Source organism: Bradyrhizobium sp. McL0616 (genome assembly GCF_049993385.1).
Taxonomy (GTDB): Bacteria; Pseudomonadota; Alphaproteobacteria; order Rhizobiales; family Xanthobacteraceae; genus Bradyrhizobium.
Genome location: NZ_CP188255.1, coordinates 1,771,848 through 1,787,009, shown reverse-complemented (window position 1 = coordinate 1,787,009; position 15,162 = coordinate 1,771,848). Strand labels below are relative to the sequence as shown.

The window sequence follows — 15,162 nt, the reverse complement described above, 5'->3', positions numbered from 1 at the left end:
ATCGTGCAGGAATCATATCGCGCGAATCACGTCAAACGCAGCGTTTTCACACAGCCAGGGTCACAAGCCGTCGATGATTGCGGCGCGGGGCGACTTCCGCTTTACTCCAGAAAGCGGAATGTGAGTGCAGGTTTTTTAAGGCGACTTTAAAAATGTCAGCATGCTTTTCCGCAAATTTTTCCCTCTCCCCCTCCCCTCGACCAAAAGGGGACCCGGGGATCTCGCTGCTCGAGACACATCTCGCTGTTCGATAAATCCACATGCGGTTGTCTGGGACGGCATCGGCTGTCCTTTCCACGCTGCGCTTCCTCTCGCGCCGCTGAGCGAGCGGGATCTCGCCATGCGCGATTAGCAGCGGGAGGTGCGTACTACCGACACGCTCTCGATAAATTGCGTTTTCCGAAGAAAAGTGGATTCCGAATTGCGCATCGATCCGATAGGCTATCGACGTTTACACATAGACGCTCGATCGCACGTAAAGTTTGAGAGGATAAATCTTCTATGCGGGCAGCCGTTTCCTACATCCGCGTTTCAAAACCCAAGCAAGGTCGCAGCGGTCTTGGGCTCGAAGCGCAACAAGCCGCGATCAGATCTTTCTGCGCGCAGCACGGTTACAGCATCGAAGCAGAGTACCGCGAGATTGAGACTGGGAAGGGCGCGGATGCGTTGGAGCGCCGACCAGAGCTCGCCGCAGCCATGAAACACGCCCGTAAGGTTGGCAAAGTTGGCAAGGCTGGCGCAGCTCCGATCATCATCGCCAAGCTGGACCGGCTCAGTCGCGATGTTCACTTCATCAGCGGCCTGATGGTTCAGCGTACTCCGTTCATCGTCACCGAGCTCGGGCCTGATGTCGATCCCTTCATGCTGCACATTCATGCTGCGGTGGCCGAGAAAGAGCGCGAGAGGATCGCTCAACGCACGAGGGAAGCCCTTGCGGCGGCCAAGGCTCGCGGTCAGATGCTCGGCAATCCCGGAATCGGAGAAGCCCGCAAAGCAGAAGCTGACCTACACGCGGAGCATTTCCGCCAGATGATAGCGCCGCTACGCAACCTGCCGGCCAAACGCATCTCAATAATCCTGAACGAGCGAGGGGTTACCACACCGAGAGGCGGCACATGGCAAGCCACTCAAGTCATCAGACTTCTTAGTCGCCTGCACTTCTCAGGTGACGACCTGAATGGGCTCAGATCTGATCGTCCGACTTGATCTTTGCTGGCGGAATAAGCAGCATCTTTGAGGACTCTCTGCACGATCCGCCACCCGCTGCAATGCGATACAATTCGGCGTCGCTGAGTTGTTCGGCCGGCGCGTCGGGCTGGTCCATGACTTGGACAGGCTTGCCGTCGAGGCGATCGATCAGCTCGTGAATGTAGGCAAGGTTGCCCTGTTCCGCCTTGTCGAGGAGTTGGTCCGCGACCCTCCGCAGCGCGAGCGGACGGCTCCGAAGCGCGATCCGGAGCGCATCGTTGAACGGCTTTTCCCGATTTAGACTTCCAATCGGCCTTCCCAAGATATCCTCCGTCGCCTGTTAGCCCAGAAAAAACCTGCTGATCCTGAATCAAAATTGGCGATGGAACTATTTCGATCTTTTATCTCTGTGACGCCCTTCCCGACGTCAAGGGTTACCTACGTCCACGGTAAGATGGTCTGTTGCGATAATGTCGAATTCATCAATCACAATCTCGCTCTCCTTGCGACCAAGCAATAGCGCATGGGCATTCTGCTTGTGAGCACGCGCCGTAAGCAGAATTGACCGCGATCTACTGCTGCCCGTTCGCGCGAACCATATCGCTTTTTTGCGATCCAGCGTCCACGACATCCCTTCCGGGTTTCCGCCCTCTTCAATGCCGCGATAGATGGTCAACTCCTCATCAAGTCGCCTGAGTGCCTTGCGCTCCTTAGCATCCATTGCGAAACGCTTGTATGGTCGGCGGTCGTTCCAAAGCGAAAACCATTCATCAGCATGTCGGGCCACGTTCTTGCTGTCGATCCATACTGCGCTGAGCAATTCCCAGTATATTTTAGCGCTCGAGATGTTGAGTAAGATCTCCATAAGCGCCTCTAACCGATACGAGCGCATATGTAAGAACACATAGCTATGCCAATCGGCCTGCTTACGTGCTTCATCCAAGTGTCCGCGCTTGTCGTTGTATGCCCAGTTCGGCAGTGCGGCAAACTCCCGATTTATGTCAAGTTCTTGAACAAGCGGGTGATCCAAGCACTGGCCGCCAAACGGCCCCGTCCTTAAATACGGCTCAAGATCAGGGTGCAACCGCTGCGGTTTGTACCTTAGCCCGCCAATTCCATCTGCATCTATGTTGCTCATTTTTCCGAGCCCCTGCTTCTCGCTTCCGGTTGCGATGGTCACCACGATCAAATGCCCACCCCACAGCGGTAATTGCGAGAATTGCGGAAATGCTGCTTGGATCGAATTTCCGCATTCTCCGCAGTTTCCGCTTTATATAGTGACTTCATTAAGGCGCGGGTTAACTTCCCACCTCCGGGGCGGCCGTCCCGGTCCCGACACCATCATGGCGGCTTCACGTAGCCAGCCAGCGCGCACCAGCATGTCGAGCAGCGCCTGTGTCTCACCGGCGTCGAGCCGCTGCACTAGCGCCTCGCGGCGCACTTCCTCGCGCGACACCATTGCCTTATTGCCTGCACGTAACCAGCGCAGCACAGTGCGGGCGTGGCCATGCTTGTCGGTAATCCCCACAAGGCGCAGTGCAGCGCGGCCGTGCGGCCAGAGGTACCTCCGCCACAGTGTCACAGCGCTACTCATGTGCCGGGCGTCGATCACTTGTGGCTCCGCCCCACCGTTCCAAGCCCATTCGAGGAAGCACAGCGTGCCAGACAGGCGCAGCACATGTGCTGTCCCCTTGCACCAGTATTCGCGGTCGCGCCCCTCGAGTAATTGCCTTTCCTGGTGCGCGAATTGCGCAAACTGCGCAAATTCATGCCTGGCGTCCGCAGTCAATGGAACACTTCGTGGTGCGAACGCACCTTCTTCGCCAGCCTGAAGGTTCACCAGCCGCGCAAAGGCGTTGATGACCTCTGGATCGACTTCGTCGGCATCATCGGTCGGCTCACGAAACGGCGCCTCCGGCGGCCAAGCATAGAGGAAACGGCCATAGATACCGTCGGAGTCACCGGCGAAACTCCGCGCCAGCAAGTCCGGTTGGAAGCCACCAACGACGCCGACAAGAAGATGGGGCAACATCACCGGCGGGCGGCCGAGGCGCTCGACAACGAAGCTGTTGCCGTCCGACGCCTCCAGCCAGAAGGCACGATCCGAACCCCCGCTATAGCGCTCGAGATTCAGGAACAGGCGAGCGAGTTCGTCGGCCACATATGTCACACCGCGTGGCCGCGCCTCAAGGAGAGGCGCGAGCCGCTCGATCGTGCAGTCGGAAACATAGAGTCGTGGCACGACGAACGGGCGTACCTCCTGAGCCTCGAGTGGCTTGACGGGCGGCGGTTGCCCGGCTTCAACCGCGGCGGCGACTTCCTCTTTCCATTTCTTTTGCGCCGCCTTGGCGCGTTCCATGCGGGTTTCGTGCGCGAGCTGGCGCACGGCATTCTCGTCTTGACGGCTACGCTCCACCACCAACAATGCGCGCTTGACCACGTCGAGCGACGGGGTCTTGCCCGAACCAGAGACACCGATCAGGCTGGTCCAGCACGTCATCGGCTGCTGCCATGAACGGGTCGCCTGCACCCGCCGCGCCACGCCGATCAGACCAGAGGAGATTCCGATCAGCGGCTGCGCAATATGCCCGACGGTAACACCAGCGCCACGCGCCGCATCATCCATCCAGCGGTGCATGCTTCGCGGAAACACCTCCATCGGCAGCTCCGGCAGTTCACCGCGGCGGTCGTCGAGGATCGACATATCCGGCTCATCCCACTCTCCGGTGGTTCGGGCGCGGCGGGGATGGTCCTTTGACGATTGCCCTTGCTCTTTGTGGTCCACGCCATTCCCGCGTCTCGTATGGCCTGCACACTCGTCGCGGTCGTCGAGATCGTCGTGCGGCATACCGAGTCCATCGCGGATGCCGCTCTCGATCGTTTTCATCGTCGCGCCGCGACCATGCTCGCGCAGATATTGATTACCCTCACTGGCCCTTACCAGCGTCTCGATGACTTCGCTTTCCATCAGCCAGCCGCGCGCCACCATCGTGGCGAGCCGAAATGCGGTCCTGTAGAGGCGGTCGTTTCGTTCACCAGTCGGAGCCGCTGCGAGCTCACCTTCAACTCCATTAAGCGCCGCCACTCCAAAAGCGCGGCCGCGTTCCTCGCTGGTGTCGGTTCCGCTCCGACGAGCTGCCTCGCGCTGCGGCGGGCGCAGTATGGCGCCGAGCCATTGCGGGAGAGGCGGCGCGTCCTTGATCGCGGCACGTTCAGGTACTGACGTCCAACCACGACCATCCGGCAGTTGTGCGCCGGGGCCGACAACAAAGCCGCCGACCCCGCGCACGTCGATCCCCGGCGGCAACGAGCCGTGTCCGTTGCCAAACGCCTCTCCCACCGGCTGCTGGAAATAAACGTGCAGGCCGCCGTTGGGCGTTTTCACCAACGGCACATGAGGCGGCAGCGGGCCATGCGCGGCCACAAGGGACTTGAAGGCGGCGACCCCGTCGGCGCCTCCACCATGACGGTCACAGTCGATCACCAAAAGATTATTCGGCCCACACGGAATCGCCGGCAGCGCGGCTGCGTGCTCGAACCACGCATTGATCTGATCTGCATTGCATGTCGCTGCGTCCTGCCATCCCTTCAGCAGCGGCCGCTTGTCCGCACCCGCCGGGAAAATCTTGATGCCGGCAAAAGCAAGCGCCAGAGCAGCGCTAAGGTTCTCCTGAAGCATCGTCATGGCGGAGGCTCGACGCGTTGCAAAAAGTCGAAAAGTTGGAAGCGGAAGGAGAGGCTCTCCCGCTCCCATCGACACTTCGACTAGAACGGGATGTCATCATCCATGTCATCGACGCGCGTCGCCGCGGCGTGTGCTGACTTGGCTTCAGCACCGGACAGCAGCAGTTGTTCTGGCTGGTCGACCACGACGTTCACTGCATTCTTCCAGTCGACCACCCTCAACACCGGCTTCGACTTCCAACCATGCTTGGTCCGCATCGGCGCGCTGCCCAACTCGACCAGCGGCACGGCGTTGGGGTGCTTGTTCCGCATGCGCTTGGTCTGGTCGGCAAGATTCACCACGCAGTCGATGCCGCCCCCGCTCGAGGTGGAGAAGGTGAAAGCCTCGGCGGTCTTCGGATCGGTGAAGTGCACGAAGCGAGTGCTCTGCCAGGGATCGCGCGGCTGACCGTCCGAGCCATTCTCCCAACCCTCGCGTTCGCAATCACCAAGCCCTTCGCGCTCCGGCATGGGTGACCGCGGCTCCCGCAGCCGGTACTCGACTGGCTTGCCGCTCTGCCACTTCACCCAAGCAGCGGAGGTGGCCACGGCAACCAGTTGGCGGCCTTCCTTCACCGGTTCATTTTCCTTGCCGATGAACCACCGCCCTTCCAAGAATTTGACCAGCGAGCCGCGGATCACCCGCGCCTCCGCTTCTGCCGCCGTGTCCTCCCAGCCATCGTTGGGAGCAATCGCTGATTCTCGTTTTGCAATTCCAGTCATCGTTTCGTTCCTCCTGTTGTCTGCTGCTGTGCTTCGAACTTCGAGGCTCGGATGTTGATCAGACTTGTCCCGACCGCACGCGGCATCTCGCTAACCGCCCGCCCAAAAAGAGGACCAAAAAAGCCCATCGCGCAAAGCTATGTTTGCGCAGCGGACCATTCTTCCTGCTCGCTGCGGTCGCATGTAGTGATTTCACTACATGCGCTTAGCGTACGCCTCAAGATTCGTTTGTCAACGACGATTCGTAGTGTTATCACTACACGCTCACGAAAAAGGGGACGCCGATGGCTACGAGACCTTCACGTACTGATCAGAATGAAAAGAAGCGAAAGACGAGAAAGCGAGCCGTTCTGCAATTCAGGATTCCTGAAGCGGACTATCGCGAATTGGCCAAGACAGCCGCAAAGCAGGATTTGACAATCTCGGAACTCGCGGCTCGTCGTCTTCTTACGTATCCAATGCTCGCAGACGAGGTAGAGACGTCAGATAAAATTCTCGATGGATTTGTTCGCAAAATTCATGCCGACGAAGAACTTGAGAAACGAGGCTATCGCACAATCGCTCTTCGTCTCGCTCCATCAGAAGTCAGCATATCGATCCTAACATCCATGGAATTGGCGGGGTTGCTCACGAAGGCTGCACAGCACGGCGCAGAGCTAGCGTTTAAGCAACTGCAGGTTGGCAATTTGAAAGGGCTCGCCGGGGCTTGATCCCCTCTCGTGAACGGAAAGGATTACTGAGTCTTAGCGCGCACAGGGATTGATCTTTGTAGAGTTCGCAATGATTGCAGCAAAGCAGGCAGACATCGAAGCGGCAGCTGACGCGGCGCGTGGGTCCAGCCCTCGCCGCATGCTCAACGAGGCGCAGGTGCTGGCGATCATCCCCGTGGGCCGCACCACACTCTATCGTATGGAGAAAGCAGGCCGATTTCCGAGGTGCACCTATATCAGCCCGAATCGGCGCGTCTGGTACGAAGACGAGATTGTAGCGTGGCAGAACGTAGTGGATGAGTTCAATCCGCGCCGCGGTCGCGGCAAAGGACGCAGCCGGCGGTTCGCCTAACGCAATCGTAAATCGATACTGAGGGCATCGTCCCGCTGCAACGCTTTGGCCTCGGCCCACGGCGCGGGCATCCAAACGTCGTGCTCCTCATCGGGGGTCAGGATCACGGGCATGGCCTTGGCGTGGATCGGCTCGACCACCGCATTCGGTGTCGTGGTCAGGAAGCCGTAGACCTAATACGGCGCGGCTCCGGCTTGGACTTGGTGACGCAGGGAGCGACGATTTTAATTGCTTATGCCAAACAAAGTTTCGACGGCCTGCATCACCGGTGTGTCAGGATGTTGCAAGCAGTAATTGACCACTTCGGTTGACTTAGCCTTCAAGGCTTGGGGGTCGACGAGAGTGTTCCCGCCAGTTTTGCCCTTGTGATATCCGCTAAGCCACAATGCGATGTTTTCCGGGTTCGCGATCTTGTACGTGGCGAACTGATTGCATGTGATCTTGGCCACGTCGATGGTAACCTGCGCGTGGCCGACCGGCGCTGTTATTGCACATAGCATCAGACCTAGCAAAATGGCCTTGGCCTTCATCATATCTCGTCTCCACTGCATTGCATGATCACAGTTACGGTCTCGCAGGGAGTGAACGTCCGGTCAACTATCAAACCAACAGCAGCGCCATCATGACGGCGCCCGCCGCGACGAAGGCCACGGTCTGTCACGGCGCGTCAGCGTCCACGCTGTCAGCCCTGCTGCTCCATCGGCGCTCACCGACCTGATCGCTATCGGCCATCGACGTGAAGGCTATCGCGATCTCGGTGCGGACCTGATGCACCACCTCATCGATCCGATCGCCCTGACTGCTAGATCGGACGAGCACAGCGCCGCCATGCCGCTCAGATGCGTGAGCACGGTGCCCGCGATCTGATCGATGAGCGCCATCTGGATGCGCAGCATTTCCGTCAGCGTCGGCCTCATGGCGCGGCGACCTCTGGCGCTCACGCCGCAGGAAGCGCAGGTAAGCCACCCGCGCCGCATCGAGATCGAAGCGGTCGCCGTGCCGCTGGATCACGCCTTCAGCTTCCAGCTTGCCGATGTAGGTGGGCTGCAATCGAGATGCTGCGCCAGTGCCGACGCGCTGACGGTCAAGGCCCCGTTGGCGATGGGCGCACTTTACGGGAACGGCCTCAGACATCGTGTCGGTTCCTGCTGCGTCGCCGCAGGCTCACTTCGGCTTTCAGCGGCATAACGGACCAAGCCTGGGCTTGCCCAAAGCGGTCACGTTGGTACGAAAGCAAGCTCGTTTGTCAAACAAGTTAGATCTTGACCGCATTCGCGAAGAGCGCGTCACCCCACTCATACAGTGGTCGCATGAAATCAGATTGGGTGTGGATTGCTCGACCTTTGCGCTCGCGCCATTTTTTTCCGTAGGTATCAAACGGAAAGTGTCGCATGTAGTATTCGCAGGTCTCTTCCCAATGATCGACCGACAACGACTTGCCATAGTGTTGGCAGTAAAGGCCGGTCTTCATGCGATCTACGCCGCCCGGCTCCCGCCCGTGGTGCTCCGTGAAGATGACCTCCGACCGATTTCGCCACAGCATCAGGATGTCTCGCTGTTCCGGACCGAAGAAACGGCGAAAGCCCAACAGCTCTCGATCCGCTCGATAGGGCGCATGATCGCCAGGGGTCATATATGCGTCGAACAGTTGAACCTGCACGCCCTCGCAATCACTAGAATGCGTTGCGTCTATAAATCCGCGTAGATCACCAGTAACGCGCTCATCCGCATCGAAGCAAATCATCCAGTCGAACGACAATTGTTCACGCGCCGTCTGCAGTAAAAGTCCGCGATGTCGCCCCTCCGCAATGCGGCGTGCCTCGATGTCCGCCTCCCATGCCTGATTTGCGACAATCAGAGCGACCTTCGGGTGTGCGCCAAGGATCTCCAGCGTTCGATCCGTACTTGCGTCGTCGTACGCCACTATCGCATCGACTTGCTTGCCGACGTAGTCAAGCGTGTCTTGGAGAACAAGCGCTTCATTGCGAACACGGGTGATGCCGACCAGAAAGTGCCTTTTGCCCACTAGGCTTGCGTTGCAAGCAATGATCCGTTCGCCGTCCCGCAGCTGCCAAATACTCGTGCTGGGCATCGTCACCACCTAGCTGGGTCGAGAATTGGCACCAATGATGATGAACGGGCCCACTTACGGCAAGGGTAAAAACCGTAGGCATGGCGGACTTTTCTGGCGAGCCTGGCGACTGGTTTGTAGGCAGTAGCCGCGTTGCCTCTCCTGTAACTGCAACCACGGATTTTCTCGTAACAAATATCCTCGGTAGGTGCGGTCTCGCGGTCCCCGCCCCGGTCACCGTCCCTAGAGGACCCGAGCGGTCGTTGCGGAGGCCCTCCATCCCACGACGCCCCTGTCCAGCAGCAGCGCGCAGAGACGCCCCCCAGCGTCACGACGGCGGCAGGCAGCGGGCATGGCGAGGCGCAGCAACCCCGCGCTTCCTACTGGCATGCAGCGCAGGCCGCGAAGGCGGCGGTCGGACCCGCGACAATGCACTTCTTAAGAGAGCGTTAACCACACGCTGTGATCATTTGCCGAGGCTGGGGCATATCGATATGGAGAGTCGATCATGCCGGAATTCGAGATCGCTTGGAATCGCCGCCGTTTAGCAGGTCAACACAGAAAGCGCGCGCCGTTGATCCAAGACGCCATCCTGCTCGAGCGCGTGCTGGTCGAAGGCCGACCGACGCTCAAGATCCTCTGCCGCGTCGCCTCCGTGATCGAGGACCGGTTGAACGATCCCGCCGAGCGTGACCGCTTTTGGCACGTCGCAGGCGCGCGCCTCAGCAAGCTTCATCGGCTGTCACCGCACGACCGCGACGAGATCGAGGGTATGATCGCAGGGCGCATACCGATGTCGGTCGCGAGCCAAGCGGCCGAGAGCTAGTTGCTCACCCCATGCCACACTTGCAAACTTGTCAGGCCGTCCTTCGTCGGCTGATCGCCAGGGGCGATCCCAACGCCATCTCGTTAGCCGAACGGGCGGTCAACGAGTATCTGGAAGCCACCCCTTCGGGCGCTCGCAAAAGCGGCCTTCGGCTCATCCAGCAAGACGTGCTGGCCCAATACAATGCTGTACTCGGCGTGCAGCGGTCGTTCGCCGAGACCGTGAACGCTTACATCGAAAAGAAGCTCACCGAAGGGTGAGATCGCCTTAAGCGACACATGCGCTTTAGCAGACTGGCGTTGACCCGGCTCCCCCGGGTTCATTTGCGCCGTTCCTCTCTCGATAAGTCCTTGAGAAATTCCGCCAGCGCCCGCTGCCCCGCGAGCTGATAGCCACCCGCGGCCAGCTTGATGCCCATCGGGGAGCTACGCCGCTTCAATTCCCAGCGCCATGGGTACGGACGAGCACCCGTATCGACGGTCTCGATATAGTAGTCCCGATCTTGTGAATTCATTGCGATCCCCGGCCCACCGAAAGCTAAACCCGAGCCGTCGGCGTGAGCAGCGGTCTCTGGCGATTATCCACAAGGGCCGATGCGAGGGCTAAGCACGCTCGGCGGGGCGCTTTCGCCGTCGATGGCGTTCGCGTCGAGGGCGGGTGCTCGACGTACCGCGCCGAGCATCGCGCGGCAGACGACAAGTGGCCGAGCCAGCAGATAGGCGAGGCCGCAGGACAGGCCGTAGAGCGCGGCCGGGCCATAGGGTCAGCGGCACTGGAATGGGTCGCGCCAGCGCATCATGTGAAACCAGGGCCTATTGGGTCCCGGCAGGTTCGGGCGGGCCTTCCGTTAGTCCGGCGATAGTCAAATTATGCCTACCTTTTCGAGCGCTTCCGGCATTTCCGACAGGCCGGAAAAAGCGCTGGACGCAAGGACCACACGGTTTTGCCGTACGCACGTTCGCTGACCGCCACAGGGTTCTCCGTCGGTGTACACCCGGCCGGAAAAATGTTGGCGAGACGACCCCTCAGCGCCGCTCATCCGCACGAAGCCCTGGGCTCACGGAGAGCAATCCGCCCTGCCCTTGGCCGCTCGTGCCGACGCTGCCGCGTCCACCGCAAGCCCGGCTCGCGAAACGTGACGACACATGATCGCCCCTCAAGGTGAGCCGGGATGGGCGACACATACGTCAATTCCGAATTTCGGTAAAGTGGAATATTTTTGCACGAGCGGCTTGACGGTCCTCTCGAGGTGTTTTGCCCGTCGGGCCGACACAGCCCGGATGGAGCGCGCAGCGCAATCCGGGCTACGGAAAATATCGGCGCCGCCTTGTATGCATTATCCCAGTTGCCATCACAGGGCACTTCGCTTTAGATGCCCGCAATCCGCCCAAGCTAACGGCCAGGGCGCAAAAATCGCACGATTTGTCACAGGGAAGAGGCATGGCGCGCAACATTCTGATCCTGGGAGCTTCCTACGGCTCCCTGCTGGGCACGAAGCTCCTGATGGCGGGACACAACGTGACCCTGGTTTGCCGCGCCAAGACCGCGGAGCTGATCAATCGCGAAGGTACCGAGGTGCGCATCAAGCTGCGCGACGAAGCCGTGCACCGTGCCATCTTCTCGCGCGACCTGCCCGGCAAACTGGACGCGGTGACGCCCGCCGACGTCGACCTCTCCCGTTACGATCTGGTCGGCCTTGCGATGCAGGAGCCGCAATACACCAACCACACCGTTCGCGTTCTCATGGTCAGGATCGCCGCGGCGAAACTGCCGTGCCTCTCGATCATGAACATGCCGCCGCTGCCTTATCTCAAGCGGATCCCGGCGCTGGCCGACATGGATCTCGAGGAGGCCTACACCAATGCGCAGGTGTGGGAGCGGTTCGAACCCGGACTGGTGACGCTGTGCTCGCCCGATCCGCAGGCCTTCCGTCCGCCGGAAGAAGCCGCGAACGTGCTTCATGTCGGCCTGCCCACGAATTTCAAGGCGTCGGTGTTTGCCGACGACAAGCACAACAAGGTGCTGCGCGAGCTCGAAGCGGACATCGATGCAGTGACGCTCGACGGCCACGACGTCCCGGTGAAGCTGAAAGTGTTCTCTTCCCTGTTCGTGCCGCTGGCGAAATGGTCGATGCTGCTGACCGGCAACTACCGCTGTATCACGCCGCATGAGCCGCAATCGATTCGCGACGCCGTGCATGGCGATCTTAAGCGCTCGCAGACGATCTACGACCATGTCGACGCGATCGCGCGCCGCCTCGGCGCCGATCCGCAGGACCAGGTGCCATTCGCAAAATATGCCAAGGCCGCGGAGAGCCTGCTCAAGCCGTCATCGGCGGCGCGCGCGGTCGCCGGCGGCGCGCCCTTCATCGAACGCGTCGACCTTCTGGTGAAACTGATCTCGCATCAGATCGGCGCGCCCAACGCCGAGATCGACCGCACGGTCGAGACGGTAGACCAGAAGCTGAACGAGAAGATCGTGCAGGGTGGTTCCGGCGCGCAGTAAGAGCACGCGCCGCGGCCTCACTCCTGCGACGTCGCATACACTACTTTGGTCGCATGCGCAGACGCGTGTCGAGTTCATCACGCAATAGCCATTTCGCACGTGAGAAGAGTGGCACCGAGTTCCCGGCGTGACACGGAGCCAACTCAGTGCGAGCGCTGCAGTCGCTTCCCGATGCTCACTGCGCGCATCAACGACATCACTTGCGGCTGACAAGAGGCAGCTGCATCTCAGGCATCACGCAATCGTGTCGTCCGCGCTTCTCTCTCGCACTTACCTAAAAATATCACGTCTGCGTGACGCAAATGCATGTTGCTCGTCATATCTCGACCACGCACGATACTAAAGTGAGCTATTACCGCGCGAATTGATCCAGATCGGATCACGTTCCCGCCCGTCGCGATGCGAACGAGCTCGCGCTCCTTCATGCGTGATCCTTCATTTGCGCAAAGCTGCATGCGCGTATGTCGGGCTCGTCTTCTTGTCTCTCCGATTATGCGTGAGCAACATGCTGCTCCCGAATATTTCTTCGGCGACGTCATGCTTCGGATGCCGATTTTCGGCGACGGGTTCCGCGGCTGACGTTCGATACGCCAGACAAGAAAAATAAAACAAGAACAAGAACAGCAAAAAAATGGATCAGGCGATGCTGAGCGTCGTCCGCGCGATGGAGGCGGGCGCGACGACGATGAAAGGCGTGATTGACGCCACCGGACTGTCCCGCCTCAAAATCGAGCGTGCGTTGAATGCGCTGGAGAAGCAGAAGCTCCTGGTTCGCGATGGCCAGGGCTTTCGACCGACCGGTCTGCCGAAGACGACCGGGCCCGCTCGACAATGCGGGTCGTGCAACGCCTGCTGCGATATCCTTGAGGTCGCCGGCGTCGACAAGCCGGTGAACCAGCTGTGCATGCATTGGCAGGCTGGCACGGGATGCACCATCTATGAGCGCCGCCCGCAGATGTGCCGGTCCTTCGTCTGCGCCTGGCTGCAAGGCCATCTGGACGACGACTGGTTTCCCGCAAGGGCGGGCATCGTGGTGCATTTCAGCCAGGACGCGGTCAACGTGACGGTCGACGATGATTGCCCCGATCGCTGGCGCGAGGAGCCGTATTTCAGCAAGCTTGCCGAATGGTCGCTGAACGGCATCAGGCGAATCGGAAACCGCGGTTATGCCACCCTCGTCGTCTCCGGCGCCGACAAGTTCCTGCTGCTCGGGCGCACCATCGTTCCCGAACCGACGCTGTTCGGAACTGCGTTCCTTCCGCTCACAGCCGACACCTTCCGGTTCTGGAGGGCGAACTCGCCGGAGCATTTGCAGCGGCTGCACGAACGCATCGCCGAGATCGAGCGGATTAGGCAGGAATTCGGGTCCTGCGCTATCCCCGCGAATGAGGACGACGATCCCACCCCGCCCTATCGGCCTGCACTTCTGCTGTTGTCGAATCTCGCCTGAACTCCGCCGTGGGCAACGCGGCATGATTCGCCCTGTTTCGCTCGACGCATCCCGATCAGGTTGATAAGCCGCAGTCCGCGAAGGACGGGGTCTGAGTCGGACATGACGGTTGCAATCGAGATGGGGCAGACCACGGCGGGCGCCGCGGCGGCCATGGACCTCGAGGAACTGCTGGCGACCCGCCTCCTGGTTCAGGGCAATTCGGGCTCCGGCAAGTCGCATCTATTGCGACGGCTGCTGGAACAGAGCGCACCCTGGGTGCAGCAGGCCATCATCGACCCCGAAGGCGATTTCGTCACGCTGGCCGAGCATTTCGGCCACCTGGTGATCGAGGCCGAGGACCACACCGAGCGCGGCCTTCAGGTCGCGGGCGAGCGCGCGCGGCTGCATCGGGTCTCGACCGTGCTCAATCTCGAAGGTCTCGATGCCGAAAACCAGATGCGGCGCGCGGCGGCTTTCCTCGGCGGGCTCTTCGACGTCGACCGCAACCATTGGTATCCGATGCTGGTGGTGGTGGACGAGGCGCAGCTGTTTGCGCCGGCAGTTGCCGGCGAGGTCTCCGACGAGGCGCGAAAACTATCGCTCAGTGCCATGACCAATCTGATGTGCCGCGGCCGCAAGCGCGGGCTTGCCGGCATCATCGCGACCCAGCGGCTGGCAAAGCTCGCCAAGAACGTCGCGGCGGAAGCTTCGAACTTCCTGATGGGCCGCACCTTCCTCGACATCGACATGGCGCGCGCCGCCGATCTGCTCGGCATGGAGCGGCGGCAGGCGGAAGCCTTTCGCGATCTCGAGCGTGGACAGTTCATGGCGCTCGGCCCCGCGCTGTCGCGCCGTCCCCTGCGTTTGAATATCGGCCCGACCGATACCCACGCGCGCAACTCGACGCCGCGGCTGATGCCGATGCCGGAAGCCACCCTTGAGGACATGCGCGCGGTGATCCTGGCCGCGCCGCCGCCCGATGCCAGCCGGCCGCAGCGCCGGCCGGCACCGGACCTGCTCGAACAGCTCCGCGCCGCGAAGGCTGCTGCACCGGAGATCGGGCCCGAGGTGGTCGAGGTGCCGGTCAGTGCCGAGGAGCTCGCGGAGCGACGCGAGCGCGTGGATCGGACCCTTCGCGCCGTGCTCGCCGCGCCCGATGCCGGCTTCCGCGCCATCGGCATGCTCTACCAGGAGTTCGTGGTCCGCTGCCGCATCGAGGGCCTTGGCTCGGCGGTACCTGATCTGAATGACTTCCGCCGCATGCTGACGCACGCGCGCGCCGGGCTCGGCACTGATCTGGCCGACGACGACGCCTGGCAGGAGGTGTCGCTGCGCGCCTCGATCCTGCCCGACGACATGCAAGGCGTATTCATGATGATCGCGCGCGCCGCCAAGGAAGGCTGGCCCTGCCCCGGCGATGCCGCGATCGCCCGCGCCTACGGCTCGCACTCGCTGCGCCGGGCGCAGCGCCTGCTCAGCTACATGGAGGAGCAGGGCCTGATCGTCTGCCAGCTCGACGGCGCTGGACGCAGGTTCGTGACGCTTGTGGAGCTCGCCTGGGCGACGGCGCCGGGCGATCCCAATGCGGATGACCTGCCGGTGGAGCAGGCTCCGAGCGCAGCTTCTGCCTGA

Annotated in this window: 17 protein-coding genes; 9 read left to right on the top strand and 8 right to left on the bottom strand. The window is 61.0% G+C overall.

The window, feature by feature from the left end; genetic code table 11:
- Positions 1–501: 501 nt before the first annotated feature.
- Entirely contained in the window at positions 502–1,206 is a 705-nt protein-coding gene (locus tag ACPPVR_RS08700; protein ID WP_426613815.1) for a recombinase family protein, read from the top strand.
- On the opposite strand, the gene ACPPVR_RS08695 is transcribed toward ACPPVR_RS08700, so the two are convergent.
- The 4 genes from ACPPVR_RS08695 to ACPPVR_RS08680 all read right to left on the bottom strand — a co-directional run bounded on the left by ACPPVR_RS08695 (position 1,184) and on the right by ACPPVR_RS08680 (position 5,634).
- Complete coding sequence (locus ACPPVR_RS08695; RefSeq protein WP_426613814.1) at positions 1,184–1,510, bottom strand: hypothetical protein; 327 nt, start codon at positions 1,508–1,510, stop codon at positions 1,184–1,186. The genes ACPPVR_RS08700 and ACPPVR_RS08695 overlap by 23 nt on opposite strands.
- Positions 1,511–1,615: 105 nt before the next feature.
- Positions 1,616–2,377, bottom strand: coding sequence for a hypothetical protein (locus ACPPVR_RS08690; protein ID WP_426613813.1), 762 nt, complete (start codon positions 2,375–2,377; stop codon positions 1,616–1,618).
- Positions 2,378–2,458: 81 nt separating this feature from the next.
- Positions 2,459–4,873 (bottom strand): DUF3987 domain-containing protein, encoded by a 2,415-nt coding sequence (locus ACPPVR_RS08685; protein WP_426613812.1) that lies wholly within the window; start codon positions 4,871–4,873, stop codon positions 2,459–2,461.
- Between the two features lie 80 nt (positions 4,874–4,953).
- Positions 4,954–5,634 carry a hypothetical protein gene (locus ACPPVR_RS08680; protein WP_426613811.1) on the bottom strand — a complete coding sequence of 227 codons (681 nt, stop codon included), beginning with the start codon at positions 5,632–5,634 and terminating at the stop codon, positions 4,954–4,956.
- A 284-nt stretch (positions 5,635–5,918) separates the two neighbouring features.
- On the opposite strand from ACPPVR_RS08680, the gene ACPPVR_RS08675 reads away from it, so the two are divergent.
- Together ACPPVR_RS08675 and ACPPVR_RS08670 are read left to right on the top strand one after the other, a co-directional pair.
- Positions 5,919–6,344, top strand: a complete 426-nt coding sequence (locus tag ACPPVR_RS08675) for a hypothetical protein (RefSeq protein WP_426613810.1) — start codon at positions 5,919–5,921, stop codon at positions 6,342–6,344.
- A 70-nt stretch (positions 6,345–6,414) separates the two neighbouring features.
- A complete protein-coding gene (locus ACPPVR_RS08670) occupies positions 6,415–6,696 on the top strand; it encodes a helix-turn-helix transcriptional regulator (protein ID WP_426613809.1) in 282 nt (93 codons plus the stop codon).
- Here the strand turns inward: ACPPVR_RS08670 and ACPPVR_RS08665 are convergent.
- Both ACPPVR_RS08665 and ACPPVR_RS08660 read right to left on the bottom strand, forming a co-directional pair.
- Positions 6,693–6,836 carry a hypothetical protein gene (locus ACPPVR_RS08665; protein ID WP_426613808.1) on the bottom strand — a complete coding sequence of 48 codons (144 nt, stop codon included), beginning with the start codon at positions 6,834–6,836 and terminating at the stop codon, positions 6,693–6,695. The two genes, ACPPVR_RS08670 and ACPPVR_RS08665, sit on opposite strands and share 4 nt — an antisense overlap.
- A gap of 84 nt (positions 6,837–6,920) precedes the next feature.
- Entirely contained in the window at positions 6,921–7,229 is a 309-nt protein-coding gene (locus ACPPVR_RS08660) for an HdeA/HdeB family chaperone (protein ID WP_426613807.1), read from the bottom strand.
- A 337-nt stretch (positions 7,230–7,566) separates the two neighbouring features.
- On the opposite strand from ACPPVR_RS08660, the gene ACPPVR_RS08655 reads away from it, so the two are divergent.
- Positions 7,567–7,884: a hypothetical protein gene (locus ACPPVR_RS08655; RefSeq protein WP_426613806.1), complete on the top strand. Its 318-nt coding sequence runs from the start codon at positions 7,567–7,569 to the stop codon at positions 7,882–7,884.
- A gap of 67 nt (positions 7,885–7,951) precedes the next feature.
- Here ACPPVR_RS08655 and ACPPVR_RS08650 read toward each other — a convergent pair whose 3' ends face one another.
- Complete coding sequence (locus ACPPVR_RS08650) at positions 7,952–8,788, bottom strand: glycosyltransferase family 2 protein (RefSeq protein ID WP_426613805.1); 837 nt, start codon at positions 8,786–8,788, stop codon at positions 7,952–7,954.
- 553 nt (positions 8,789–9,341) lie between these two features.
- On the opposite strand from ACPPVR_RS08650, the gene ACPPVR_RS08645 reads away from it, so the two are divergent.
- Together ACPPVR_RS08645 and ACPPVR_RS08640 are read left to right on the top strand one after the other, a co-directional pair.
- Positions 9,342–9,593: a hypothetical protein gene (locus ACPPVR_RS08645; RefSeq protein ID WP_426613804.1), complete on the top strand. Its 252-nt coding sequence runs from the start codon at positions 9,342–9,344 to the stop codon at positions 9,591–9,593.
- An 11-nt stretch (positions 9,594–9,604) separates the two neighbouring features.
- The gene (locus ACPPVR_RS08640; RefSeq protein WP_426613803.1) at positions 9,605–9,853 is read left to right on the top strand and encodes a hypothetical protein; all 249 of its coding nucleotides are present in this window, start codon (positions 9,605–9,607) and stop codon (positions 9,851–9,853) included.
- Between the two features lie 59 nt (positions 9,854–9,912).
- Here the strand turns inward: ACPPVR_RS08640 and ACPPVR_RS08635 are convergent, their stop codons facing one another.
- On the bottom strand, positions 9,913–10,107 hold the full coding sequence (locus tag ACPPVR_RS08635) for a hypothetical protein (RefSeq protein WP_426613802.1): 195 nt from the start codon (positions 10,105–10,107) through the stop codon (positions 9,913–9,915).
- A 926-nt stretch (positions 10,108–11,033) separates the two neighbouring features.
- On the opposite strand from ACPPVR_RS08635, the gene ACPPVR_RS08630 reads away from it, so the two are divergent.
- The 3 genes from ACPPVR_RS08630 to ACPPVR_RS08620 all read left to right on the top strand — a co-directional run bounded on the left by ACPPVR_RS08630 (position 11,034) and on the right by ACPPVR_RS08620 (position 15,162).
- Positions 11,034–12,098 (top strand): ketopantoate reductase family protein, encoded by a 1,065-nt coding sequence (locus ACPPVR_RS08630; protein WP_426613801.1) that lies wholly within the window; start codon positions 11,034–11,036, stop codon positions 12,096–12,098.
- A gap of 631 nt (positions 12,099–12,729) precedes the next feature.
- On the top strand, positions 12,730–13,548 hold the full coding sequence (locus ACPPVR_RS08625; protein ID WP_426613800.1) for a YkgJ family cysteine cluster protein: 819 nt from the start codon (positions 12,730–12,732) through the stop codon (positions 13,546–13,548).
- Between the two features lie 102 nt (positions 13,549–13,650).
- A complete protein-coding gene (locus ACPPVR_RS08620; protein WP_426613799.1) occupies positions 13,651–15,162 on the top strand; it encodes a helicase HerA domain-containing protein in 1,512 nt (503 codons plus the stop codon).

What these genes read in the sequence shown, in the direction of transcription:
- ACPPVR_RS08685 (WP_426613812.1), bottom strand. Translation starts at nt 4,873, where the DNA reads ATGACGATGCTTCAGGAGAACCTTAGCGCTGCTCTGGCGCTTGCTTTT.
- ACPPVR_RS08625 (WP_426613800.1), top strand. Translation starts at nt 12,730, where the DNA reads ATGGATCAGGCGATGCTGAGCGTCGTCCGCGCGATGGAGGCGGGCGCG.
- ACPPVR_RS08700 (WP_426613815.1), top strand. Translation starts at nt 502, where the DNA reads ATGCGGGCAGCCGTTTCCTACATCCGCGTTTCAAAACCCAAGCAAGGT.
- ACPPVR_RS08630 (WP_426613801.1), top strand. Translation starts at nt 11,034, where the DNA reads ATGGCGCGCAACATTCTGATCCTGGGAGCTTCCTACGGCTCCCTGCTG.
- ACPPVR_RS08620 (WP_426613799.1), top strand. Translation starts at nt 13,651, where the DNA reads ATGACGGTTGCAATCGAGATGGGGCAGACCACGGCGGGCGCCGCGGCG.
- ACPPVR_RS08670 (WP_426613809.1), top strand. Translation starts at nt 6,415, where the DNA reads ATGATTGCAGCAAAGCAGGCAGACATCGAAGCGGCAGCTGACGCGGCG.
- ACPPVR_RS08675 (WP_426613810.1), top strand. Translation starts at nt 5,919, where the DNA reads ATGGCTACGAGACCTTCACGTACTGATCAGAATGAAAAGAAGCGAAAG.
- ACPPVR_RS08635 (WP_426613802.1), bottom strand. Translation starts at nt 10,107, where the DNA reads ATGAATTCACAAGATCGGGACTACTATATCGAGACCGTCGATACGGGT.
- ACPPVR_RS08655 (WP_426613806.1), top strand. Translation starts at nt 7,567, where the DNA reads ATGAGCGCCATCTGGATGCGCAGCATTTCCGTCAGCGTCGGCCTCATG.
- ACPPVR_RS08680 (WP_426613811.1), bottom strand. Translation starts at nt 5,634, where the DNA reads ATGACTGGAATTGCAAAACGAGAATCAGCGATTGCTCCCAACGATGGC.
- ACPPVR_RS08640 (WP_426613803.1), top strand. Translation starts at nt 9,605, where the DNA reads ATGCCACACTTGCAAACTTGTCAGGCCGTCCTTCGTCGGCTGATCGCC.
- ACPPVR_RS08650 (WP_426613805.1), bottom strand. Translation starts at nt 8,788, where the DNA reads ATGCCCAGCACGAGTATTTGGCAGCTGCGGGACGGCGAACGGATCATT.
- ACPPVR_RS08660 (WP_426613807.1), bottom strand. Translation starts at nt 7,229, where the DNA reads ATGATGAAGGCCAAGGCCATTTTGCTAGGTCTGATGCTATGTGCAATA.